This window comes from Pseudomonas antarctica (assembly GCF_001647715.1).
Lineage (GTDB): Bacteria > Pseudomonadota > Gammaproteobacteria > Pseudomonadales > Pseudomonadaceae > Aquipseudomonas > Aquipseudomonas antarctica_A.
Genome location: NZ_CP015600.1, coordinates 2,891,809 through 2,914,828, shown reverse-complemented (window position 1 = coordinate 2,914,828; position 23,020 = coordinate 2,891,809). Strand labels below are relative to the sequence as shown.

At 60.6% G+C, this 23,020-nt stretch carries 18 protein-coding genes; 10 read left to right on the top strand and 8 right to left on the bottom strand.

What is annotated here, in order from left to right; translation table 11 throughout:
• Positions 1 to 15 precede the first annotated feature (15 nt).
• Complete coding sequence (locus tag A7J50_RS13245; protein ID WP_064452203.1) at positions 16 to 405, top strand: hypothetical protein; 390 nt, start codon at positions 16 to 18, stop codon at positions 403 to 405.
• Here the strand turns inward: A7J50_RS13245 and A7J50_RS13240 are convergent, their stop codons facing one another.
• Complete coding sequence (locus tag A7J50_RS13240) at positions 406 to 1,005, bottom strand: NAD(P)H-dependent oxidoreductase (RefSeq protein ID WP_064452202.1); 600 nt, start codon at positions 1,003 to 1,005, stop codon at positions 406 to 408. It abuts the gene before it with no gap.
• A gap of 83 nt (positions 1,006 to 1,088) precedes the next feature.
• Between A7J50_RS13240 and A7J50_RS13235 the strand changes: the two genes are divergently transcribed.
• Positions 1,089 to 1,691, top strand: coding sequence for a TetR/AcrR family transcriptional regulator (locus A7J50_RS13235; protein ID WP_064452201.1), 603 nt, complete (start codon positions 1,089 to 1,091; stop codon positions 1,689 to 1,691).
• Positions 1,692 to 1,825: 134 nt separating this feature from the next.
• On the opposite strand, the gene A7J50_RS13230 is transcribed toward A7J50_RS13235, so the two are convergent.
• Together A7J50_RS13230 and A7J50_RS13225 are read right to left on the bottom strand one after the other, a co-directional pair.
• Positions 1,826 to 2,497, bottom strand: coding sequence for a GNAT family N-acetyltransferase (locus A7J50_RS13230; protein WP_064452200.1), 672 nt, complete (start codon positions 2,495 to 2,497; stop codon positions 1,826 to 1,828).
• Positions 2,498 to 2,553: 56 nt separating this feature from the next.
• A complete protein-coding gene (locus A7J50_RS13225; RefSeq protein WP_064452199.1) occupies positions 2,554 to 3,438 on the bottom strand; it encodes a LysR family transcriptional regulator in 885 nt (294 codons plus the stop codon).
• Positions 3,439 to 3,550: 112 nt separating this feature from the next.
• On the opposite strand from A7J50_RS13225, the gene A7J50_RS13220 reads away from it, so the two are divergent.
• From A7J50_RS13220 to A7J50_RS13210, 3 genes are all read left to right on the top strand, one after another.
• A complete protein-coding gene (locus A7J50_RS13220; protein ID WP_064452198.1) occupies positions 3,551 to 4,765 on the top strand; it encodes an MFS transporter in 1,215 nt (404 codons plus the stop codon).
• A gap of 81 nt (positions 4,766 to 4,846) precedes the next feature.
• On the top strand, positions 4,847 to 5,698 hold the full coding sequence (locus A7J50_RS13215; protein ID WP_064452197.1) for a CAP domain-containing protein: 852 nt from the start codon (positions 4,847 to 4,849) through the stop codon (positions 5,696 to 5,698).
• 173 nt (positions 5,699 to 5,871) lie between these two features.
• Positions 5,872 to 8,058 (top strand): response regulator, encoded by a 2,187-nt coding sequence (locus A7J50_RS13210; protein ID WP_064452196.1) that lies wholly within the window; start codon positions 5,872 to 5,874, stop codon positions 8,056 to 8,058.
• Between the two features lie 3 nt (positions 8,059 to 8,061).
• Here A7J50_RS13210 and A7J50_RS13205 read toward each other — a convergent pair whose 3' ends face one another.
• The 4 genes from A7J50_RS13205 to A7J50_RS13190 form a co-directional block, all read right to left on the bottom strand.
• Entirely contained in the window at positions 8,062 to 9,228 is a 1,167-nt protein-coding gene (locus A7J50_RS13205; RefSeq protein WP_064452195.1) for a sensor domain-containing diguanylate cyclase, read from the bottom strand.
• 50 nt (positions 9,229 to 9,278) lie between these two features.
• Entirely contained in the window at positions 9,279 to 11,516 is a 2,238-nt protein-coding gene (gene glgB / locus A7J50_RS13200) for a 1,4-alpha-glucan branching protein GlgB (protein WP_064452194.1), read from the bottom strand.
• Positions 11,513 to 14,860, bottom strand: a complete 3,348-nt coding sequence (gene treS, locus A7J50_RS13195; RefSeq protein WP_064452193.1) for a maltose alpha-D-glucosyltransferase — start codon at positions 14,858 to 14,860, stop codon at positions 11,513 to 11,515. Before treS ends, glgB begins: the two co-directional genes overlap by 4 nt.
• Before the next feature lie 160 nt (positions 14,861 to 15,020).
• Positions 15,021 to 17,009, bottom strand: coding sequence for an alpha-1,4-glucan--maltose-1-phosphate maltosyltransferase (locus A7J50_RS13190; RefSeq protein ID WP_064452192.1), 1,989 nt, complete (start codon positions 17,007 to 17,009; stop codon positions 15,021 to 15,023).
• Positions 17,010 to 17,213: 204 nt separating this feature from the next.
• Here A7J50_RS13190 and A7J50_RS31615 point away from each other — a divergent pair, with 204 nt between their 5' ends.
• On the top strand, positions 17,214 to 17,372 hold the full coding sequence (locus tag A7J50_RS31615; protein ID WP_167353696.1) for a hypothetical protein: 159 nt from the start codon (positions 17,214 to 17,216) through the stop codon (positions 17,370 to 17,372).
• 232 nt (positions 17,373 to 17,604) lie between these two features.
• Entirely contained in the window at positions 17,605 to 18,996 is a 1,392-nt protein-coding gene (locus A7J50_RS13180; RefSeq protein WP_167353695.1) for a M10 family metallopeptidase C-terminal domain-containing protein, read from the top strand.
• Between the two features lie 7 nt (positions 18,997 to 19,003).
• On the opposite strand, the gene A7J50_RS13175 is transcribed toward A7J50_RS13180, so the two are convergent.
• Entirely contained in the window at positions 19,004 to 19,501 is a 498-nt protein-coding gene (locus A7J50_RS13175; RefSeq protein WP_064452189.1) for an MgtC/SapB family protein, read from the bottom strand.
• Between the two features lie 134 nt (positions 19,502 to 19,635).
• Here A7J50_RS13175 and A7J50_RS13170 point away from each other — a divergent pair, with 134 nt between their 5' ends.
• From A7J50_RS13170 to mapR, 3 genes are all read left to right on the top strand, one after another.
• Positions 19,636 to 19,875, top strand: coding sequence for a DUF3203 family protein (locus A7J50_RS13170; RefSeq protein ID WP_064452188.1), 240 nt, complete (start codon positions 19,636 to 19,638; stop codon positions 19,873 to 19,875).
• A 184-nt stretch (positions 19,876 to 20,059) separates the two neighbouring features.
• Entirely contained in the window at positions 20,060 to 21,469 is a 1,410-nt protein-coding gene (gene ccoG / locus A7J50_RS13165) for a cytochrome c oxidase accessory protein CcoG (RefSeq protein WP_064452187.1), read from the top strand.
• Between the two features lie 80 nt (positions 21,470 to 21,549).
• The gene (gene mapR / locus A7J50_RS13160) at positions 21,550 to 22,959 is read left to right on the top strand and encodes a GntR family transcriptional regulator MpaR (protein ID WP_064452186.1); all 1,410 of its coding nucleotides are present in this window, start codon (positions 21,550 to 21,552) and stop codon (positions 22,957 to 22,959) included.
• Positions 22,960 to 23,020: the final 61 nt, after the last annotated feature.

Sequence of the window (23,020 nt, the reverse complement as noted above, 5' to 3'; positions counted from 1 at the left end):
GGGGAGGGAGTGATCATGACAATTCGCCAACCCTGCCCACCCGGCGTGTGTGTCTGCGATCGCGAACAACTGCTGCAAGTCCCCGACGCCGACCTGCGCGTCCTCAACCTGACACGTCAGGAAGAGAAGAAGCTGATCGAACGCCTTGAAGACCTCAAAAGCCTGCAGGACCTGGAGCACATGCAACAGCGGATGTACGAGCTATTGGGTATCCGCGTGCATGTCGCGCCGGGGCACACCGAGGTCAAGAGCATGCGCGGGATACTGATCACCCTCGATGAGCTGCCCGGTATGTGCCGTAAAACCCGACAAGCCATTCCGGCGGCGATTCGCAGAGGCATGGAAAAACGCCCGGAAATTACCTACCGCCTGCTGGACGCCCACGATTTGTTTCGCGAAGGCTGACTACCCGGCGACCGTCTCGTTTGCAAACAGGCCCTGCCCTAGCGCCTTCGCCGTCTGCAAATGCGCCTGCGCCGTGCCGCTTTCCGACTCCAGCAGCAACTTCGACGTCACCACCTGCGCGCCGCAGTAATCAAAAATCCCGTAATCAATCTGCGTGCGCATCGCCTTGGCATAACCGTGTCGATCAAACGCGCTTGCGTCCGCTGCGCCGACCGCCAGCAGATGCACCTGCAAATGCCGCAGTTTTTTCACCACCGGGCTGTCCGGGCCGTAATCAATCGCCCAGCCGTTGACGAACACACGGTCGACCCAGCCTTTGAGCAGGCCCGGCAGCGACCACCAATAGACCGGGAACGCCAGCACCAGTGCATCCGCGCGGTCGATGCGGGCCTGTTCGGCAAGCACGTCAGCCGGCGGTTCGGCGCGCGTGCGGTGTACCAGGTGGTCGGCGGCGGTGTAGCGCGGGTCGAAGCCTTCGGCGGCGAGGTCGGCGATCTCGTACGTATGGCCAGCAGCGGTGAGGCCCGCCGCCACTTGCACGGCAAGGCTGTGGGTTAGGGATTTTGGGTCGTGATGGGCAACGACGAGCAGTGCGTGCATGACATTGACTCCCTTTCAGTTTAGTCTGGGCTTAAGCTACTTTTAGTAAGTTACGACTCTTAAGTTACTTTTGGTATATAAGCATGTCAAGCGATGAATCCCCTGCCCCACGTCGACGCCTTTCACGCGAAGATCGCCTTCGCCAATTGCTGGACGTGGCTTGGCAACTGGTCAGCGATGAAGGCACCGAAGCCCTGACCCTCGGCCGCCTGGCGGAACTGGCGGGCGTGACCAAACCGGTGGTCTATGACCATTTCGTCACCCGCGCCGGGTTGCTGGCTGCGCTTTACGAGGACTTCGACGGGCGCCAGAACCAGGTGCTGGCCGATGCCCTGGACGCCAGCGACGCAACATTGGAGGATCGGGCGTGGGTGATTGCCTCGTCCTATGTCGATTGCGTGTTATTGCAAGGGCGGGAAATCCCGGGCGTGATTGCCGCCTTGAGCAGTTCGCCGGAGCTGGAAACCCTCAAGCGCAAATATGAGGCAATCTTCCTCGATAAATGCCGGGATGCCCTGGCGCCGTTTGCACCCGGCGCCAATGTTTCCCAGGCCGCCATGCGCGCCATGCTCGGCGCGGCGGAAGCCTTGTCCCATGCGGCAGCCAGTGGCGAGATCAGCCGCGAAGAGGCGCAGCAGGAGTTGCTGGCGACGATTCTGGCGATGATCAAACGGGCGCGGGGTTGAATCACGCTTCACCCCGATGCCGACCGCTACAGGGTGATTACCCGTGATGACGGCAGCCCGCCGGGAACAGGCGCCTGACCAAGCCATGAGATTTGACGCGGCAATAAAAAACCTCCCTTGGGAGGTTTTTTTATTCAGGCCAGACGCTCACTTACAAACCGCTCAACCTTGCGTGTCAGCTGATCAAGGTGGCGATCGCGCTGTTTCTCCGCGTCGACCATCGCGCGCTTGCCGTGTTTTTGCAGCAGGTAGGTATGAATCTGCCGGACCTCCAATGAGGTATAGATCGAGGCCACGTCCAGCACGCCCATCAAGCCATCGGTGCCGTAATCGCGTGTGTTCATCAATACCTGGGTGCCCCGCGCGCCGCGAACCTGAAAGCCCATGGCTTCAAAAGCCGAGACCTTTTCCACCGCACACGCCAGTTCCGCATGGGGATAGCACGCGAGCACCTCGTGCATCATCGCGCGTGCCACGCCCTGGCGCCGACGCCCGGCTTGCACGGCCATAAAGGCAATACCGCAGGCCTGCGGATCATCCTTCACGGGCAGATACAGGCAAAATCCAATCACCTGTTCCTCATCCATCGCCACCACCAGCTCGACGGCAATGCCTTTGGAACCATCCAGCGCCTGCAGGTAAAGGTGCACCTCAAAGCCGGTGGCGTACTGATAGATGTTGTAGAGCAAATTACTCGGTGCCAGCGCGACGCTGCTGATGTCGGTGAGGTTGTCCACCACCATCTGCAGGATCTGGCTGTTGACCGACTCGGGGCACGGCGCGGTATAGCGGGTAAGGCTGAACATGCAAATTCCTGGGGTTTCGCGTCAAGGCAGCCGCGATTGTACCTGTTGCGGCCGGTTCAGTGCCCGCACACCTCACGCAAACAGCCACGCAACCAGCGATGGGCCAGGTCGGCATCCAGGCGTGGATGCCAGAGCATGGACAGGGTGAAAGTCGGTATTGCGACCGGCAGTGGGAAGCTATACAGACCCGCGCGCTGATTGGCGGTGTAGCGCTCGGGCACGCTGGCGATCAGATCAGTGTCGCGGGCAAGGGCGATCGCCGTGGCAAAACCGGCGACGATGGTACTGATGTGACGCGTGAGGCCTTGGGCTTCGAGCGCGTCATCGACCTCGCCACGGTCCAACCCGCGCCGTGACACGTAGACGTGCTGGCCCTCGGCAAAACGCTCGGCGCTGACATCCCCCTGGCTCAGAGGATGACCGCTGCGCACCACGCCGACCAAGCGATCGCGAAACAACGCCTGGGTCAGCACCTCCGGGCCGGCACTGGCGTCGACCACGCCGATCGCCAGGTCCACGCTGGCGTCACGCAGCAAGGCATTGTCCTTGTCCGTCTTGTTGACGAAGCGCAGCCGCACGCCGGGCGCGTCTTGGGCGATGCGCGCCAGCAATGCCGGGCCAAGATTTTCGACAAACTCTTCGCTGGAGCGCAGCGTGAAAGTGCGTATCACCTGGCTCATGTCCAGGGATTGCGCGGGCCGCAGCACGGCTTGGGCGTCTTGTACCAAACGGCCGACGTGCTCGCGCAGCGCCAGCGCGCGCGGTGTCGGCACGAGGCCACGCCCGGCACGCACCAACAAGGGGTCGCCGGTGGTTTCACGCAGCCGTGCCAGCGCACGGCTCATGGCCGACGGGCTCAGACGCAGGCGTTTGGCGGCGCGCGCCACGCTGCCTTCGCTGAGCAAGACATCCAGGGTAATCAGCAAATTCAGATCCGGCATTGGCGCTCCTATCAGGCGTTGGCTGCATGTATTAGCTGCAACCCATGCGTCTTCCGCCATGTTAGGCGACGCCGTAGATTTGTGACAGCAGCGTTCACTCAAGGAATTTCCCATGCACACCTCTTCTCGCGGCGGTCTCGTCTGCCTGTCCCTGTCTATGTTGCTGGCCTCTCTGGGGACCAGCATCGCCAACGTCGGCTTACCCGCGCTGGCGCAAGCCTTCAATGCTTCCTTCCATTCGGTGCAGTGGGTGGTGCTGGCTTATCTGTTGGCGATCACAGCGGTCATTGTCAGCGCCGGCCGCCTGGGGGATCGCCTGGGCCGGCGCCGGTTATTGCTCACCGGCTTGCTGCTGTTCGCTGCGGCGTGCGCGCTGTGCGGTGTCGCACCGTCATTGCCATGGCTGATGGGTGCACGCGTCCTGCAAGGCCTGGGGGCGGCGGTCATGATGGCGATGACACTGGCAATGGTCGGCGAAACGGTCACCCGGGAGCGTACCGGGCGCGTGATGGGCTTGCTGGGCACGATGTCGGCCGTCGGCACCGCCATGGGGCCCAGCGTCGGCGGAATATTGCTCAGCCTGTGGGGCTGGCGCGCGTTGTTTCTGCTGGGTGTGCCGCTGGGCGTGTTGGCCGGCGCCCTCGCCTTGCGTTATTTGCCGGTTGATCGGCAGGCCCACGCCTCCACCTCGGGCGATGCATTCTGGTTGCCATTGAGAGACCCGGCGTTGCGCGCAGGATTGGCAATGAGTGCACTGGTGTCGGCGGTGATCATGACCACCTTCGTGGTCGGGCCTTTCTATCTGTCCCGTGGCCTGGGGCTTGATTCGGCCTGGATGGGCCTGGCGATGGCCGTCGGCCCGTGTGTCTCGGCGCTCAATGGCCTGCCGGCGGGCCTCCTCACCGACCGGCTGGGCAGCCCGCGCATGACCCTCGCGGGGTTGGGCATCATGGGGCTTGGCGCGCTCTCGCTGGCGTTGGCTTCGGGCTTGATCGCCTACCTGGGCTCGCTGATCCTGCTGACCATGGGCTACAGCCTGTTCCAGGCCGCGAACACTACCGCGGTGATGAGCGATGTCGAGCCATCACGCCGCGGCACGGTCTCCGGCCTGCTGAACCTGTCACGCAACCTCGGCCTGATTTTCGGTGCCTGGGCCCTGGGCGCAGTCTTTGCCTGGGCCAGCCCCGACGTGACCCGTGCGACGGCGCAAACCGTGGCTAATGGCCTGCACGTAACCTTCGGCGTGTCGCTGGCATTAATCGTTACCGCGAGCACCTTTGCCTGGCGCCGCACCAGCGCCGAGAACTGCCCGCAGAACACCCGTTGAGGCAAAAAAACAAAAAAGGCGTTGCGCCTGACCGGGTTACATCGCGCATCATGGGCACTTTCAAGCTCAAGGGTAACGTCCATGCGCGTGCTGTCATTGATGATGGGTCTTACGACGCTGGCCGCCAGTCTGGCGTTCTGCGCCAGCGCGATGGCGAATGAAGAAAGTCAGTTAGTGCAACAGATCAACGAATACCGCAGCCAGGTACAGCGCTGCGGTAACCAGGGTTCCCAGGAACTGCCACCGTTGGCCAGCGACACGCGGCTGGTGCTGCCGGCGACCAATGTCGGCGACTTGCAGCAGGCGCTGGCGCGGGCCGCGTACCCGATGGTGAATGTGCAGGCCATCAGCCTCTCCGGCCCCAAAAACGCCGAGGCGGCGATGAAGGCGGTGCGCGAAAGTTTCTGTCGCGTAGTGCTGGACCCGCAGTTTGTCGATATCGGCGTGAGCAACAGCGGCCAGGATTGGCGCATTGTGCTGGCCCGGCCGTTGTTGACCAGCGGACTTGGGGATTGGCAGACCGAAGGCAAGCAAATCCTCAACCTGATCAACACCGCCCGTGAACAACCACGCCAGTGCGGCACCCAGGCATTTACCGCGACCACACCGCTGTCGTGGAACGAGGAGTTGGCCAATTCCGCCAACAGCCACACGCGCAATATGGCCAACGGCAATTTCTTCGACCATCTGGACCACGATGGCCGCACACCCGGCGACCGCGCGGAACTGGCCGGTTATATCGCGAAGAACATCGGCGAAAACATCGCCGCCGGCCTCGACACCCCGCGCAAGGTGGTGGACGGCTGGCTCGCCAGCCCCGGCCATTGCGCCAACCTGATGAACCCGCAATTTCGCGAGTTGGGGGCAGCCTATGCCATGGACCCGAAGAGTGACGCGGGGATTTATTGGACGGCGGTTTTCGGCGCGCAATAGTTGGCAGGCCGCGCCTGCGAGCCAGGCATGTCGATCTATTCATTTGGAGAAAGCATCAAATTGCCATCACCGCGATCATTTCGCTGAACTGGTCGCGGTGATTCCGGTCTGTAGCTGGATGCGCTGATACAATCAGCGCCCCCTGAAGACCGTGGCAATAAGGTATCCACCCAATGATGAATTGGCTGCAAGGCAGCAGCGAGATGGCTGAGCGTGTTCGTCAGCATGATTGGGCCAGTACGCCGCTCGGCGAGCTGGAACAATGGCCCGACGTACTCAAAACCACAGTTGCGCTGTGTCTTGCCTCAAGCTTCCCCCAGTCCATCATCTGGGGCCCCCACCTGATCACGCTCTACAACGATGCGTTTATTCCTATTCTTGGCGATAAACCTTATTCGCTCGGGCGTGCGTTCAGCGAAATCTGGCGTGAGGCATGGGATGACATCGGCCCCATCGCCAAAGCCGCCTTTGAGGGGCACGCGACCTACATCGAAAACTACCCGCTGGTGGTTGAGCGTGGCAACGGTCCGGAGCAAGCGTACTTCACGTTTTGCTACAGTCCTGTGCGTGACCCGCAAGGCCAGATCGTGGGCATGCTCGATACCGTCACCGAAACCACCGCTACCGTATTCCTCTCCCGCCGCCTGGCCGTATTGGATGCGATTGGCAGCGCCGTGACCAATTGCAGCAATGCCGAAGCCATCATGACCACCACCACGCGTCTGTTGGCCGAGCACCTGCAGGTGTCCATTTGCGCCTACGCCGATATGGAGGCCGATGAAGACGGCTTCACCATTCGCGACAATTGGGCGGCGCCTGGCTCGCCCAGTATCGTCGGCCGTTACAGCCTGGCGGCGTTCGGCGAGCTGACCGTAAGCCGCCTGCGCGCGGGTGAGCCGTTTGTGATTGGCGACAACCGCCTGGAAATGCCCGCCGAGGAGTCCGCCAGCTTTCAGGCACTGGGCGTCACGGCGACAGCGTGCTTTCCGCTGATCAAGAACGGCCGCCTGTCCGCGCTGATGGCCGTACACCACAAATTCGCACGTGTGTGGTCGCCGTATGACCTGGCCCTGGTGGGCGAAGTTACCGAGCGTTCCTGGGCCCATATCGAACGTGTGCGCGCCGACGCCGCTGTACGCGAGGGCCTGGCGGCCATTACCGAATTGAACGCCACCCTGGAGCGGCGCGTAGAAGAACGCACCACCGCCCTGACCCAGGCCGAAGCCGCGTTACACCAGTCCCAAAAGCTCGAGGCCATCGGCCAGTTGACCGGCGGTGTGGCGCACGATTTCAACAACCTGCTGACGATCATCCGCTCCTCGGTGGACTTCCTGCGCCAACCGGGTCTGTCCGAAGAACGCCGTCAACGCTACATGGGCGCCGTATCAGACACCGTCGAACGCGCCAGCAAGCTCACTAGCCAACTGCTCGCCTTCGCCCGCCGGCAGCCGCTCAACCCGCAAGTTTTCGACGTGGGCCAGCGGGTCAAGAACATCGGCGAGATGCTCGAAAGCGTGACCGGTGCCCGCATCCATGTGCAGGTGCAGTTGCCGCAACGGCCTTGCCATGTGTGCGTCGACTCCAGCCAGTTCGAAACGGCACTGATCAATATCGCGCTCAATGCCCGCGACGCCATGGAGGGTCAAGGCACCCTCACCCTGCGCGTGGCGAATGTGGCGGCGTTACCGCGCATCCGTGGCGATGCCGAAGCACACCAGCCGTTTGTGCGCATTGAACTGGCCGACACCGGAAGCGGTATTGACGACGACACCGTCGAGCGCATTTTCGAACCGTTCTTTACCACCAAGGCCGTGGGTAAAGGCACGGGCCTGGGGTTGTCACAGGTGTTCGGGTTTGCCAAGCAGTCCGGGGGCAACGTCGACGTCACCAGCGCCATCGGCCAAGGCAGCGTGTTCACCCTGTATTTGCCCGAAACGCAGCCTGTGGCCGGGCAGCCCTGCCCACCCCAGGAAGACCCCAGCCCGGCGCCCGACACGGCGCTGCGCCATATCCTGATCGTGGAAGACAACCTCGAAGTGGGCCGTTTCGCCAACCAGATCTTGCAGGACCTGGGCTACCAGACTACTTGGGCCACCAACGCCGAACAGGCACTGGCGCTGGCCGGTCCGGATGTGAGCGGGTTCGACGCGATTTTCTCGGATGTGGTAATGCCGGGCATGACCGGCGTGGCGATGACCAAACTGCTGCGCCAACGGCGCCCCGACCTGCCGGTGGTGCTCACTTCGGGCTACAGCGAAGAGCTGGCTGACAGTGCCTACGAGGGCGTCGACTTCCTGGCAAAGCCCTACTCGGCCGACCAGGTGGCGCGCGCATTGGCCAAGTCGATGCAGCGAGACTGACCCCTACTCTGCCGCCACGACCTGATTGCGACCCATGGCCTTGGCGCGATACAGCGCTTTATCGGCAGTGTTCATCAGGCTGTGCAGGTCCTGATCGAGGCTGCGAGTGGTGGCAACACCCAGGCTGGCGGTCAAGCCTTGCACCGGCTCGGAGGCCAGGCCGGAAATCGCCTTGACCAATTGCTCGGCGATATCGCGCGCGGTCTCCAGGGAGGTATTGGGCAGCAACACGGCAAACTCCTCGCCGCCCAGCCGACCATACACGTCGGCCTGGCGAAACGATGCGCTGATCACCCCGCCAATCTGGCGCAACACCTGATCGCCAGCCTGATGGCCGTAGGTATCGTTGATGTTCTTGAAGTGGTCCATGTCCATCATCAGCGCGCTCAGCGGTTGCTGGTTATGGCGACACTGCGCATACAACACGTGGGCATGTTCAAAAAACGCGCGACGATTCATCAGCCCGGTGAGTTCGTCAGTCTGGGCAGCGCGCGTGGAAATAGTGTGGGCGCGCTCCATTTGCCGGGTCAGGCGAAACGCTTTTTCCAGGGCATCCGACAGCTTGCGCGTGGCGCTGACCACGAAGGTCGAGAACACCAGCACCGCAATGGCCACGCCTACTTGCATGGGCGAGGGCTGGAACAGCAACCACAGCGTGCACGGCAATAACACCAGGGACATCGAGCCCAATGTCATATAGCGGTAGGCCGAATAACAGGAGACCGCACTGACGGACATACCCACGGCAAACAGTATGACCAACACTTGGGACACACGATCGTCAGGCGGCATGACGGCCAGCGCGCCGATGCCCCAGGTGCCCGCGGACAACATCAGCGTAACCCAGTAGCGGCGCTCCCAGCGATCAGGCGTACGCTCACTGTTAGGGCAACGAAACCAGTTCATGAACATCTTGAGCCGTAACAGTGATGTCACCGCCAGCACCACCAGCCAGACCTCCATGACCGTGTGATCAAAGCGGTCCCAACACAGCCAGCACAGCATGACGGCGCCCAGGTAACTGCCGAAAATGGCGGCGAACGACTGGCGAAACAGCTGGTGCAAACGGTCCGTTCGCACCTGCTCTTCGATAAAGCCATCCTGGTCCTGCGCACGCCCAAGGCCGTTCATGAAATACGCCTGTTTCAACTGCCGCGACAAAGGCGCCATTGTGGCACCCTGCCAGTAGCACGGACAACCGAATCCGCCTACCAGAGCCCTTAAAGCGCTTCCGGGCGCAAAATCAGCACACCCAGTGGCGGCAAATTCAGCGACAGCGACACCGGCTGCCCGTGGTGCGGTTCATCCTGGGTAAACACCGCTCCCCCATTACCGTAATTGGAACCGGCGTACGTGTCGGCATCACTGTTGATCACCTCGCTCCAGCGCCCGGCAAACGGCACACCCACGGAATAGGCCTCACGAGGCACCGGCGTGAAGTTGGCGACGACCAACACCGGCTTGCCGTCCTTGCTCCACCGTAACCAGGCATAAACGCTGTTGATTGCATCGTCGCCAATCACCCATTGGAAGCCCTGGGGCGCATCATCCTGTTCGTGCAGCGCGGGTTCTTCACGGTAAAGGCGGTTAAGGTCGCCGACCAGCTTCTGCACGCCCCTGTGCTCGGGATACTGCAGCAGGTACCAGTCCAGTTGCTGATCGTGGTTCCACTCGCGCCACTGGCCGAATTCGCACCCCATGAACAGCAGTTTTTTGCCGGGGTGCATCCACATGAAGCTCAGGTAGGCCCGCAGGTTGGCGAACTTCTGCCAGCGGTCACCGGGCATCTTGTCGATCAACGAGTGTTTGCCGTGCACCACTTCATCGTGAGAGATCGGCAGGATAAAACGCTCGGACCAGGCATAGACCAGGCCGAAACTCAGTTCATTGTGATGATGAGCGCGATACACCGGGTCTTGCTGGATGTAATGCAGCGAGTCGTGCATCCAGCCCATGTTCCACTTGTAGTTGAAGCCCAGGCCACCTTGCTGGGTGCTCTGGCTGACACCCGGCCACGCCGTGGATTCTTCGGCAATCACCAACGCACCCGGTGCTTCCAGCGCGACCACATCGTTCAAATGGCGCAGGAAGTCGATGGCTTCGAGGTTCTCACGTCCGCCATAGCGATTGGGCACCCACTCGCCGGCCTTGCGCGAATAGTCGCGATACAGCATCGAAGCCACCGCATCCACACGCAAGCCATCGATATGGAAGTGTTTGAGCCAGTGCAACGCCGAGGCCAGCATAAAACCGTGAACTTCCGTGCGGCCAAGGTTGTAAATCAGTGTGTCCCAATCCTGGTGGAAGCCTTCCAGCGGGTTGGCATACTCGTACAACGCGGTGCCGTCGAACTGCGCAAGGCCGTGGGTATCGGTAGGAAAATGCGCCGGGACCCAATCGAGAATGATGCCAATGTCAGCCTGATGCAGGGCGTTGACGAAAAACCCGAAATCCTCCGGTGAGCCAAAGCGTGCACTCGGTGCGAACTGCGACAACGCCTGGTAGCCCCATGAGCCGCCGAACGGGTGTTCCATGATCGGCATCAGTTCAACATGGGTGAAGCCCAATTGCTGCACATAGGGAATCAAGCGTTCAGCGAGTTCGCGCCAGCCGTACTGACGGGACACTTCACCGGCCTCATCCAGCTCGCACTGCCAGGAGCCAACGTGTAACTCATAGATCGACAACGGCGCCGTGGACTTTTGCTTATCGGCACGCGCCTGCATCCACTCGTGGTCTTGCCAGTCCACCTGCAACGGCGCGGCGACTTTCGAGGCGGTGTCGGGCGGCAATTGGGTCGCGAGTGCCATGGGGTCGGCCTTGAGCGGCAAAATCCCGTTGGCGCCAAGAATTTCATACTTGTAGGCGGCACCTGGTTGCAGGCGCGGGATAAAGATTTCCCACACGCCCGATGGGTGACGCAATCGCATCGGATGGCGGCGGCCGTCCCAGATATTGAAATCGCCTACTACCGACACACGCCGGGCATTCGGTGCCCAAACGGCGAAGCGCACACCCTGTATGCCATCGACGCTGGTTACCTGTGCGCCCAAGCAGCTGCTGAGGTCACGGTGATTACCTTCGGCAAACAGGTACAGGTCCATTTCGCCCAGGAGCAATTGGTTGAAGCTGTAAGGGTCTTCGGTGATCTGTTCACCGCCGGCCCACTGGATTTTCAGCAGGTAGCCCTGGCGAGTGTTGAAATGCCCGACGAACAAGCCCGGCACCTGGGTCGCGTCCAGGCTGCCGATCGGCTCACCGCTGTCGCGCGCCAGTACCTGGACGCTCAAGGCCTCCGGCAGAAAGGCGCGGATAAACTGGCCATCCTGCTCATCGTCGTGCGGCCCCAGAATCGAGAATGGGTCGTGGTGCTCGGCACGTACCAAGGCTTCAATGTCCTTGGGCGCCGGCATTGCGGTCACTTTTGGTTGCAGCGGTTCTCTCTGTGTAAAACTCATGACGTCTCCCCACCGCGTGCAGTTTTCGATATAGGTGTAAGCCCGCTGAGCAGGCCGTGTAAACCTTGTAACGGCACCGGCAACCAGGTCGGGCGATTTTCCGCTTCGTAAGCCACTTCGTACGCGGCCTTCTCCAGGCTGAACAACGTCAGCGCGGCGTCCTGGCCGTTGGCATCCTGCCAGTCATGCGCCAGTGTAGACGTAGCCTGATGATAAGCCTGAGTAAAAGCCGCACGCGCTTCACTCAGGTATCGATCAGTCACACGCTTGCGGGCAATGTCCGCATCGGGCGAGTGATCCACTCCTTGCACATTCAGGGCCATGGCCGCTGCATAATCAAACGAGCGCAACACGCCACTCACATCTTTATACGGGCTGTGTTTGCCGCGTCGTTCATGCAGCGGCCGCGCCGGTTCCCCTTCAAAGTCGATCAGGTAGGCATCGCCTTTCACCACCAGTACCTGGCCCAGGTGCAAGTCACCGTGGACACGAATCCGCAGCCCGCCCGCCGTGGCTTTCGCCAGGGCCTGCACGTGACTGCCAATGGCTTTTTTATGGGCCAGCAAATCACTGACCAGCGCCTGATCGGCAGGGTTCAATTGGCTTTGATGAAGCTTGAGCAATTGCAGCGCGCGGTCGATCTGCGCCCCGACATCCTTGGCCCAGGCCTGGGTATCCTTGGCCGTAGTGACTTCAGGCTTGAAGTCTTTATTGGCAGTTTTCGCCGCCAGTACCACGTGCATTTCACCCAGGCGCCGGCCGAGCAATGCGGCGAAATCGGCCAGTTCACCCAACGCGTTGTAATGCTGTTCCTGTTCGGAAATCGCTTCTGCGAGTTCGTCGCGAATCGCGCGTTCGAGGTTGTTCTGGGTCCAGCCCCAGGCATCGCCCTGGTTGCTCAGATAGCCTTGGGCGATCATCAGCAGGTTGTCTTGCCCCGCGGTGTCGTGGCGAATCATCGAGCCCAACAGCGGCGAAATATTCGGGTAACCGGCTTCGGTCAGGTAAGCGCTCATTTCCAGTTCCGGATGCACCCCGGCGCTGACTTTACGGATGAGTTTGAGCACCAGACTCTCGCCCACCACGACCGAACTGTTGGACTGCTCGGCCGCCAGGTAACGCACCTGCGGCTCCTCGCTCAATTGCAGCTTGGCCAGCTGCGACGTGGCCTCGAAGCGCAAATCGCCTTCGTGAGTATTCAATACCGTGCCGGCCTGCAGGCCGTGGATCACCGCGCGGATAAAGTGCTCAAGACTGAACGCATCGGTCACCAGGCCAACCTGACGTGCTCGCCGTACCCGGGCCAGGGCCAATTGCTGCGGCAACGCGCTGGTGAGCTGGTCTTCACCCAGAAAGCCGAACGGCAGCTGATAGCGGCTGACCTGGCCGCCGCTGCTCACCTCGATTTCACTGAGCAATACCGGATGCTCTGGGTCGCCGAAGCGCACGCCGTAGGCAATATGCACACTGTCGATGGCCGTGTCCTTACCGGCGAACCAGCGCCGCTTGGGCAGCCAGGCCGGCAGCGAAGTGTGCTCCAGGGTGGTGCGGCACGGTTCGTCGAGCAACTCTTCCATGCGTTGTTTCAACACCAGGGTGGTGAAGTCCGGGATGCTCTGGGCCGGCTCTACATGCCAGCTCGGCATCTGGTTTTCCGCTGCGAGCACGAACCAGTAGAAACCGTACGGCGCCAGGGTCAGCAAGTAATTCAGCTGGCCAATGGGCGGAAACGCGTTACCGCCCAGCATCTCCACCGGCACCATGCCCGCAAAGGCTGACAAATCCAGCTCCGCCGCCTGGGCACTGCGTGACACGTTGGCCACGCACAGGATGAGCTCATTACGCCCGTCTGCCCCGGTGTATTCGCGGGTATACGCCAGAATGCGGCGGTTGCTCGGCGAGAGCATTTTCAAGCTGCCCCGGCCAAAGGCCTTGGACTGTTTGCGCACCGCCAACATGCGGCGCGTCCAGTTCAGCAGCGAATGCGGGTCCTGGGCCTGGGTTTCGACGTTAACCGACAGGTAGCCGTACTGCGGGTCCATGATCGGTGGCAGCACCAGGCTGGCCGGATCGGCGCGGGAGAAACCGCCGTTACGGTCGATGGACCATTGCATCGGCGTGCGCACGCCGTCGCGGTCGCCCAGGTAAATGTTATCGCCCATGCCGATTTCATCGCCGTAATACAACGTCGGCGTGCCGGGCATGGACAGCAGCAGGCTGTTGAGCAGTTCAATGCGGCGGCGATCGCGCTCCATCAGCGGCGCCAGGCGCCGGCGAATGCCGAGGTTGATGCGCGCGCGGCGATCAGCGGCGTAGTAGTTCCACAGGTAGTCGCGCTCTTTGTCGGTGACCATTTCCAGGGTCAGTTCATCGTGGTTGCGCAGGAAGATCGCCCACTGGCAATTGGCGGGAATCTCCGGGGTCTGGCGCAGAATATCGGTGATGGGGAAGCGATCTTCCTGGGCCAGCGCCATGTACATGCGCGGCATCAGCGGGAAGTGAAAAGCCATATGGCACTCGTCGCCGTCATCGCCTTTTTTGTCACCAAAATACAACTGCGTGTCTTCCGGCCATTGGTTGGCTTCGGCGAGCAGCATGCGGTCGGGGTAGTGAGCGTCGATCTCGGCGCGGATCTGCTTGAGGACGTCGTGGGTTTCCGGCAGGTTTTCGTTGTTGGTGCCATCGCGTTCGATCAGGTACGGAATGGCGTCCAGACGCAGGCCGTCGATGCCCATGTCCAGCCAGTAACGCATCACCGACAGCACGGCTTTCATGACTTGCGGGTTGTCGAAGTTGAGGTCCGGCTGATGAGAATAGAAACGGTGCCAGAAGTACTGGCCGGCCACGGGGTCCCAGGTCCAGTTGGACTTTTCGGTGTCGAGGAAAATGATGCGCGTGCCATCGTATTTCTGATCGTCATCCGACCACACATAGAAGTCCCGCGCGGCCGAACCCGGCTTGGCCTTGCGCGCCCGCTGGAACCAGGGATGCTGGTCGGAGGTGTGGTTGATCACCAGTTCGGTGATAACCCGCAGCCCACGTTTGTGCGCCTCGCTGATAAAGCGTTTGGCGTCGGCCATGGTGCCGTAGTCGCTATGCACGCCACGGTACTCGGCGATGTCATAGCCGTCGTCGCGGCGTGGCGAGGGGTAAAACGGCAAGAGCCAAATGGTGTTCACGCCGAGGTCGGCGATGTAATCGAGTTTGGCAATCAGGCCGGGAAAGTCGCCGATACCGTCGTTATTGGAGTCGAAATAGGATTTGACGTGAACCTGATAGATCACCGCGTCCTTGTACCAGAGCGGGTCTTTGATAAAGGTGGCAGCCTTGGGTTTCTTCGCCATTGGAAACTCCTGAAATGCTTGAACATTTACCTGAAGGGGCGGGTTCGAGGTGGGCGCTGGCGTGCTTGCGATAGCAGATAAATGTGTGACTGATAGAACGCTATCGCAGGCAAGCCGGCTGCCACATTTGAGCTTCATCGATGTGAAGATCAGGCTCAGTTCAGGATGTGGTGATTCTCCAGATACCAAACGGCATCTGCGGGTCAAGCCGCATCCACTGGGTCTTGCCGTACCAGCTCCAGCGGTGGCCGCTCATCAAGTCTTCGCCTTGGGTCTGGGCATCGTCCGGCAAGCCCATTTCCCATAACGGCAACTCAAAATGCGCCTCTTGGGCGTTGAAGGGGTCGAGGTTGACCGCGACCAGAATGAAATTGCTGCCGTCGTCACTGCGCTTGCCGAAGTACAGGATGTTGTCGTTCCACGCGTTGTACAGCTTCAGGCCCAAGTGGGTCTGCAACGCGGGGTTCTGCCGGCGAATACGGTTGAGCTGTGCAATTTCGGCAATGATATTTCCGGGCGCCGTGTAGTCCCGTGGGCGGATCTCGTATTTCTCTGAATCCAGATACTCTTCCTTGCCCGGTACCGGCGCCGCCTCGCACAGTTCAAAGCCCGAATACATACCCCACAGGCCCGAGCCCATGGTGGCCAGCGCCGCGCGGATCAAAAAGCCCGGGCGACCGGACTCATGCAGGAAGCCTGGGTTGATGTCCGGTGTGTTGACAAAGAAGTTTGGCCGGTAGCATTCACGCCACGGCGACTCGTTCAACTGCGCGAAGTATTCGCTCAGCTCGGCCTTGGTGTTGCGCCAGGTGAAATAGGTGTAGCTCTGGGAGTAACCGACCTTGCCCAAGCGCGCCATCATCGCCGGCGTGGTGAATGCCTCGGCCAGGAAGATCACGTCAGGGTGCTTGGCGCGCACGTCGCTGATCAACCATTGCCAGAACGGCAGCGGCTTGGTGTGGGGGTTGTCGACACGGAACGTCTTCACACCCTCCTCCACCCAGCCCACCACAACGTCGCGCAACTCGGTCCACAGGCTGGGAATCGAGTCGGCCGCGTAGAAGTCGACGTTGACGATGTCCTGATACTTTTTCGGCGGGTTTTCCGCGTATTTGATCGTGCCGTCCGGACGCCAGTTGAACCAGCCCGGATGTTCTTTGAGCCACGGGTGGTCCTGGGAACACTGGATGGCAAAATCGAGCGCGATTTCCAGGCCATGGTCGGCGGCGGCCTTGACCAGGCGACGGAAGTCATCACGGCTGCCCAATTGCGGGTGGATGGCGTCGTGTCCGCCCTCCTCGCTGCCAATGGCGTAGGGGCTGCCGGGATCATCCGGGCCCGCCGTCAGGGCGTTGTTCCTGCCCTTGCGATGGCTGCGGCCAATGGGATGAATCGGCGGAAAATAGAGGACGTCGAACCCCATGTCATGGATCATCGACAACCGTGAGTGCACATCGTTGAAGGTGCCGTGGCGCGCCGGGTCGTCGGTGATCGAGCGGGGGAACAACTCGTACCAGCTGGCAAACTGTGCGGCGGTGCGCTCAACGTCAATCGGGTAGGCGGGGCTGATGCTCAAGTAGGCGCGGTGGTCGGCCTGGGTCATCAAGTGTGCACTTTCTTCGTGCAGGAACTGCGCGACCTGCTCGGTTTCCAGCCTGCCTGCGAGCTCGTGGTGCAACAACATCAGGCGATCGCGCAGCTCGTTGTCGCTGCGTTCGGCCGCCTGCAACACCAGGCTGCGACCCTCCTGCAACTCCAGGCTTACCGGTACCCCGGCCTCATGTTTCTTGCGCAGTTCGTAACAGAAGCTGGCGAAGGTATCGATCCAGGCTTCGATGCAGTATTCGTGGGGGCCTTGCTGAGTGACGGTAAACGCGCCTTCCCAGCCATTGTTACCCACATCGGTCATGACCACGCTGTGCCAGCTTTCATCCTGCAGCGGGCGCCAGCGGATCAGTACGGCGAGCTTGTCATGGCCGTCGGCGAACACCTTGCTGGTGACGGTTACCCGTTGGCCAACCACCGCTTTTACGGCGAACTCGCCGCCGTCGATAACCGGCGTGGTGCTTTCGATAGCGATCCTGGGCAACAGCAACGCCTGGGACAGCGGCAATATTGAATGGTCTGGAGCCAGTGTTTCAGCAGTCATCGAGCATCTTCCCCTTACGCCCTGTGGACGCTCTTTGCTTGATCCGAATTCTGATACGGCGGCGCTCTCCCTGAGCAGGGCCGTACTAGGTCCGAGCCTGTGCCCAGGTGAAAAGTTCAGGTGGATATGCCGCCATTGGGCGGGGAATCAATTCTCCCCTGCGGTTGTCCACCGATAGAGCAAAGCACAAAGGAGGCCACACCGATGAATATCCCGATCCCGGCTGAAACCCCTGACCCGAATATCGACAACCCGACCCTGCCGCCCAGCGAACCGCAACCGATTCCGGAGAAAGAACCACCGGAAAATGAACCGCCACCGGTGGAAGAACCGCCAACGACCCTGCCGCCGGTGATTGTTTGAAATAAACCTGGCGAACGTGCATTTGCCCGCAATCCAGCAGATTGCGGGCAAGCACTACAGAAACTTCCTACCAGCGGTAAAGAGAGCTCTTAACTCTTTCCCCTTCCTCGTTATCAGAAAATTCGCTCGCGTGGACCCAGGCCAGACAGCTGTTTTGGCTTTGGCGCGGTCCGCTTCAATCACAACGCGAGTGCTGATCATGTCGATAACATCGTTGTCCCACCAAGCTCCCATGCCCATGCTGTCAAACTCCTTCCAGGCGGGCTCGAATGATCCCTCGCAAAAGAAGCAACCCGAAGGGCTTCCCCGCGACAGCCTCGAACCACCAAAACAGCTACAAGATGAGGCGCCCGACAGCGCCTTTACCGCCGAGGCTGCAGCAACCTCTCAACCCTCGCCAGACGTCATCGCAAAGTGGAACAGAGTCGCCCAATTGTTAACTGCGGACAGCCTCATCCAGATGCTGCGCAAGCCATACTCCAAGGACACCGCGCAGAGCCTCAAGGACCTGCGTGCGCTGTTGAGCGAGGACTCACTTAACACCCTGACCAGTGATCCGGCCGTTATGTCACAACTGCGGGATAATATCGGCCGGACATTAAGCGAGAAAAACATCAAGGCCGGACAGGCTGAAGCCGCATGGATTCCAAACCCAGACCTGACCCCTGAAAGGATCCAGGAGCGCACTAGCCAGGTCGATCCCGCAGAAAGCTACGTAGCTATCAAGCAGATCGAAATCGAACGACAACAGGAGAAAGCCAATACGCTGCAGCGCACTCGCCTGAGCACCCCCCTCAGCAAAAACCTGATAGCTATTGGCAAGCCGTTTCAGCCGGCCGAGGCCGATACAACGCCCGAAAGTACACCTGCCGAGCCAGACAGCAACCCATTGGCAACGTCGAAACCTCTCCAATCTGAGGGTACCAAAAAGCCCTCCAATATCGACGAAAGCCAGGCTGATTCAAATACCGGAGCCTCAGCCGAAGCCACCGCAAAGAAGGACAGACTTGAGCAGTTGTTAAGCCGAGACAGCCTCATCCAGATGATGCGCGAACCGAATTCCAAGGAAACCGCACAGCGAGCACAAGAGCTCCGTGAACTCTTGAGCGAAGACTCACTTAAAACCCTGGAGCCTGATCCAGCAAAGCGGGAAAAGATTCAGAATATAATCCGCCAAATATTTAGTCCGGCCAACCTGGAAGCGCTGCAACGCGAAGCCGAGGCCATTCCAGAGCCAGGGAAACCGCTTGAAGACGCCCACAAGGACCAGCCCGCGCCCGACTCACCGCCCGACCGTGCGCCCACCGCGCCCGGCAATACCCCTTTGCCCCCCGCTGAAGGCACCCCGCAAATTTTCAGCTATAACGACATCAACGCGGCGCCCGGCGAGGTGATGAACTTTTCGTCAGGTACCGACAAGATCGATTTGACCGGCATTCGCACGCAACTGGGCCAACAGCCGTTGTCATTGGTCGAACGTTTCTCCGGCGTCAGTGGCGAAATGACGATTAACTACTATGCAGGCAGCAACACCAGTTTCGTGACGATTTCCCGCAACCCGGGAGAGCCGCCGTTCGAACTGAAAGTGTCTGGCGAAGTGCGATACCGAGACATCAAGGCCTGATAGGCACTCACTCGTTTTTCTCCAGCCGCTTGACGATCATCGGCATCACGCTGAAGACCGCCAGCGCCAGCAATGTACTGAGCACCGCCGTCGATTCACGCCCCATCCCCGCCGCCACACCAATGGCGGCGGTCATCCATAAGCCAGCGGCGGTGGTCAGGCCTTTGACGTGCTGGCCCTGCTCATCTTCCTTGCCCTTGAGAATGGTCCCCGCCCCGAGGAAACCAATCCCCGCAATGACGCCCTGCAGCACCCGGCTCATGGCATCCGCCTGGCTACCGGACATCTGCGGCACCAACACAAATAATGCGGCCCCCATTGCCACCAGCATATGAGTGCGCACGCCGGCCGCCTTGCCCTTCTGTTCTCGCTCAAAACCGAGGATGCCGCCCAGGATCGCGGCGATCAGCAGGCGCACGGTAATCTGGGTGAGCTGCCGTGCGTCACCGATATCGGCGAACTCGGCTTGCAGCGTTTGCAGGACTTCTTGCCACCAGGCGTCCATGGATGCGGTCCTTTGTAGGGGTTGGTAAAGATTGCCGTCAAAGCATGGACAGCAGCGACCGCCAGTCAGTTGCCTGGAACGCCTGGCAACGCACCTCACCCTAACGATCACCAGCCTTTGAAAAGGAGATCACCATGCCAGTCCGTATCGAAAATCAGACGTGCTATTTCAAAGTCAACGACGACGGCCAGGAACAGATCCTACCGGCACGTGATGTAACGGTCAGCACCGACATTGCCAAGGCCATGTCCTACGTGGCGCTGAACGGCGAGCAGATCTACATCACCGAAGCGGAGGCCGATGCGCTCACAGTGGCCGGTGCAACGGATGGGCGCCAGCACAAGAAAGTCACTGAACCTGGTTCGGCGATTTAATTGATCTGTATCAGCTCACACTCAATACTGCTGCACCCTATGTGTTACGGAGTGCAGCAGATTGTCGCAGCACCGTGTAAAAAGCCCATCTGATCCGCTTTTTATCGCCATACCTGAGTCTGTTATGCAAACAGTACGACGCTCATAGTTCATCGGCCTGATGGAGGCTGATGAGCGAACGACCATGAGCGAAAGAATCCCAACCGTGGAAACCTTTGAGCCCCTGCACCCAAAGAAGGTGAAGGCCAAATCCAGCGACAACTTGATTCATACCCGCAGCTTCACCGGCCTGTTCCGTACCTTGCGTGTGAGCGGCGCCGCTTTGCTGTTCCTGGCGTTTTTCGGCACCGTGTGGCTGAATTGGGGTGGGCGCCAAGCCGTACTCTGGGACTTGGCTGAAAGCAAATTCCACATCTTCGGCGCCACTTTCTGGCCCCAGGATTTCATCCTGCTGTCGGCGCTGCTGATCATCTGCGCTTTCGGCCTGTTTGCGATAACCGTGTTTGCCGGTCGCGTGTGGTGCGGCTACACCTGCCCGCAAAGCTCGTTTACCTGGCTGTTCATGTGGTGCGAAAAGGTCACCGAAGGCGAGCGTAACCAACGCATCAAGCTGCAAGCGGCGCCGTGGAGCCTGGCCAAGCTCGCCCGGCGTTCGGCCAAACACACGATGTGGCTGAGCATCAGCGTACTGACAGGGTTGACCTTTGTCGGCTATTTCACCCCCATCCGGCCCTTGGCCACAGAGCTGCTGACCTGGCAAATGGGCGGCGTGAGTCTGTTCTGGGTGCTGTTTTTCACCGCCGCCACTTACCTCAATGCCGGCTGGCTGCGCGAAGCGGTGTGCATGCACATGTGCCCGTATGCGCGGTTCCAAAGCGTGATGTTCGACAAGGACACCCTGACCATTTCCTACGACACGGCACGCGGCGAACAGCGCGGGCCACGCAAGCGCGAGGCCTGGCCAGCCGACGTCGGCCTGGGCGATTGCATCGACTGCCAGCTGTGTGTGCAAGTGTGTCCCACCGGTATCGATATCCGTGACGGCCTGCAAATGGAGTGCATCGGCTGCGCGGCGTGCATCGACGCCTGCGATTCGATCATGGATAAGATGGGCTACGCCCGTGGCCTGGTGAGTTATACCTCCGAACACCAACTGCAAGGTGGCAAGACGCACCTGCTCAGGCCACGGCTGATCGGCTACAGTGCCGTGCTGTTGGTGATGATCGCGGCATTGGTGGTGGCTCTGGTGCAACGTCCAATGGTGTCACTGGACGTCACCAAAGACCGAGGCATGTTCCGCGAAAACAGCCAGGGCTTGATCGAGAACATCTACAGCCTCAAGGTCATCAACAAGACCCAGCAGCGCCAGGACTATCGTCTGGAGCTGGTAGACGCCGACGGCTTCCAGTTGCAAGGCAAAACCGAGATCAGCCTGGCGCCGGGGGAAATCAGCGATGTACCGGTGTCGGTCGCCTTGCTGTCCGACCAGCCGACGAGCAGCTCGCAAACCCTGCGATTCAAGGTGACGGATGTGGATGAGCCCTGGATCTACAGTGCGGCCGATAGCCGCTTTGTAGCGCCGATTAACCGCTGATGTGTGGCTGAATATGCCGAGATCCAAAAGCGTGAGCGGGCTTGTTCGGTGTACCTACTGAAAAATTGTTTAAGGTTCCAATGAAACGCTACGAAAAATTCGCCGATGACATCGCAGAACTGATCCGCTCCGGCGTCCTCGGGCCCGGCCAGCGGGTGCCGTCGGTGCGCTATGCCAGCCAGACCTACGGCGTCAGCCCGTCCACGGTGTTCCAGGCCTACTACCTGCTGGAGCGCCGTGGCCTGATCCGCGCGCGGCCGCGTTCCGGTTACTTCGTCAACACCCATGCACCGAGCCCGTTTTCCGAGCCCGTGGTGAGTGAGCACGTGCATGAGTCCACCGAAGTGGATGTGAGTGAGTTGGTGTTTTCGGTACTCGACTCCATCAAGGACCCCAATACCGTACCTTTCGGCTCGGCCTTCCCCAGCCCGATGCTGTTCCCGCTGCCACGCCTGGCCCGTTCCCTGGCCAGCGCCAGCCGTGAGATGGACCCGCGCCTGGTGGTCACTGACATGTCGCCGGGCAACCCCCAATTGCGGCGACAGATTGCCCTGCGCTATATGGTCGGCGGCCTGATGCTGCCCATGGAGGAGCTGCTGATCACTAACGGCGCCCTGGAGGCGCTGAACTTGTGCCTGCAGGCGGTGACGGAACCGGGCGACCTGGTGGCCATTGAAGCACCGGCGTTTTATGCCTGCCTGCAAGTGCTGGAGCGCCTGAAGCTCAAGGCGGTGGAAATCCCCGTGCACCCGCGCGACGGCATCGACCTGAGCGCCTTGGCGAAAAGCCTGGAACGCTACCCGATCAAGGCTTGCTGGACCATGACCAGCTTTCAGAACCCCATGGGTGCCACCCTGCCGGAGGCGAAAAAACAGGCACTGGTGGAACTGCTGCGCAGCCATCAGGTGCCGCTGATCGAAGACGATGTGTACGCCGAGTTATACTACGGGCAACACGCGCCAAAACCGGCGAAAGCCTTCGACACCGAGGGGCTGGTGATGCATTGCGGTTCCTTCGCCAAAAGTTTGGCCCCAGGCTACCGCGTAGGCTGGGTGGCGGCCGGGCGCTTTGCGCAGAAGGTCGAGCGCTTGAAGCTGATGACCTCGTTATGCCCGTCGATGCCAGCCCAGGCGGCCATTGCCGACTACCTGCAACACGGTGGCTATGACCGGCACTTGCGCAAATTGCGCTACGCCCTGGAAGAACAGCAAAGCGCCATGCTGGCAGCAATCGCCCGCTACTTTCCGGCGCAAACACGGGTCAGCCAGCCGGCCGGAGGCTATTTCCTTTGGCTGGAATTGCCGGCGCAAACGGACTCGTTGAAGTTATTCCAGATGGCCCTGGCTCAGGGCATCAGCATTGCGCCAGGGCCGATCTTCTCGGCGACCCAGCGCTTCAGGAATTGTATTCGCTTGAACTACGGAAGCCCCTGGACCGAGGCATCGGAAAAGGCCATGGAGACATTGGGGCGGATTGTGCGCTCGTTTTAAGCCGGAACCGAGATGAAGGAAGAGCCACATACAAAGGTGCACACTTTTCCATCGAAATGTG

Coding starts and splice junctions, on each gene's coding strand:
- A7J50_RS31615 (WP_167353696.1), top strand. CDS start 17,214: ATGAATATCCCGATCCCGGCTGAAACCCCTGACCCGAATATCGACAAC.
- A7J50_RS13210 (WP_064452196.1), top strand. CDS start 5,872: ATGATGAATTGGCTGCAAGGCAGCAGCGAGATGGCTGAGCGTGTTCGT.
- A7J50_RS13230 (WP_064452200.1), bottom strand. CDS start 2,497: ATGTTCAGCCTTACCCGCTATACCGCGCCGTGCCCCGAGTCGGTCAAC.
- A7J50_RS13180 (WP_167353695.1), top strand. CDS start 17,605: ATGCCCATGCTGTCAAACTCCTTCCAGGCGGGCTCGAATGATCCCTCG.
- A7J50_RS13170 (WP_064452188.1), top strand. CDS start 19,636: ATGCCAGTCCGTATCGAAAATCAGACGTGCTATTTCAAAGTCAACGAC.
- A7J50_RS13240 (WP_064452202.1), bottom strand. CDS start 1,005: ATGCACGCACTGCTCGTCGTTGCCCATCACGACCCAAAATCCCTAACC.
- A7J50_RS13190 (WP_064452192.1), bottom strand. CDS start 17,009: ATGACTGCTGAAACACTGGCTCCAGACCATTCAATATTGCCGCTGTCC.
- treS (WP_064452193.1), bottom strand. CDS start 14,860: ATGGCGAAGAAACCCAAGGCTGCCACCTTTATCAAAGACCCGCTCTGG.
- A7J50_RS13175 (WP_064452189.1), bottom strand. CDS start 19,501: ATGGACGCCTGGTGGCAAGAAGTCCTGCAAACGCTGCAAGCCGAGTTC.
- glgB (WP_064452194.1), bottom strand. CDS start 11,516: ATGAGTTTTACACAGAGAGAACCGCTGCAACCAAAAGTGACCGCAATG.
- A7J50_RS13235 (WP_064452201.1), top strand. CDS start 1,089: ATGTCAAGCGATGAATCCCCTGCCCCACGTCGACGCCTTTCACGCGAA.
- A7J50_RS13215 (WP_064452197.1), top strand. CDS start 4,847: ATGCGCGTGCTGTCATTGATGATGGGTCTTACGACGCTGGCCGCCAGT.
- A7J50_RS13225 (WP_064452199.1), bottom strand. CDS start 3,438: ATGCCGGATCTGAATTTGCTGATTACCCTGGATGTCTTGCTCAGCGAA.
- A7J50_RS13220 (WP_064452198.1), top strand. CDS start 3,551: ATGCACACCTCTTCTCGCGGCGGTCTCGTCTGCCTGTCCCTGTCTATG.
- mapR (WP_064452186.1), top strand. CDS start 21,550: ATGAAACGCTACGAAAAATTCGCCGATGACATCGCAGAACTGATCCGC.
- A7J50_RS13205 (WP_064452195.1), bottom strand. CDS start 9,228: ATGGCGCCTTTGTCGCGGCAGTTGAAACAGGCGTATTTCATGAACGGC.
- ccoG (WP_064452187.1), top strand. CDS start 20,060: ATGAGCGAAAGAATCCCAACCGTGGAAACCTTTGAGCCCCTGCACCCA.
- A7J50_RS13245 (WP_064452203.1), top strand. CDS start 16: ATGACAATTCGCCAACCCTGCCCACCCGGCGTGTGTGTCTGCGATCGC.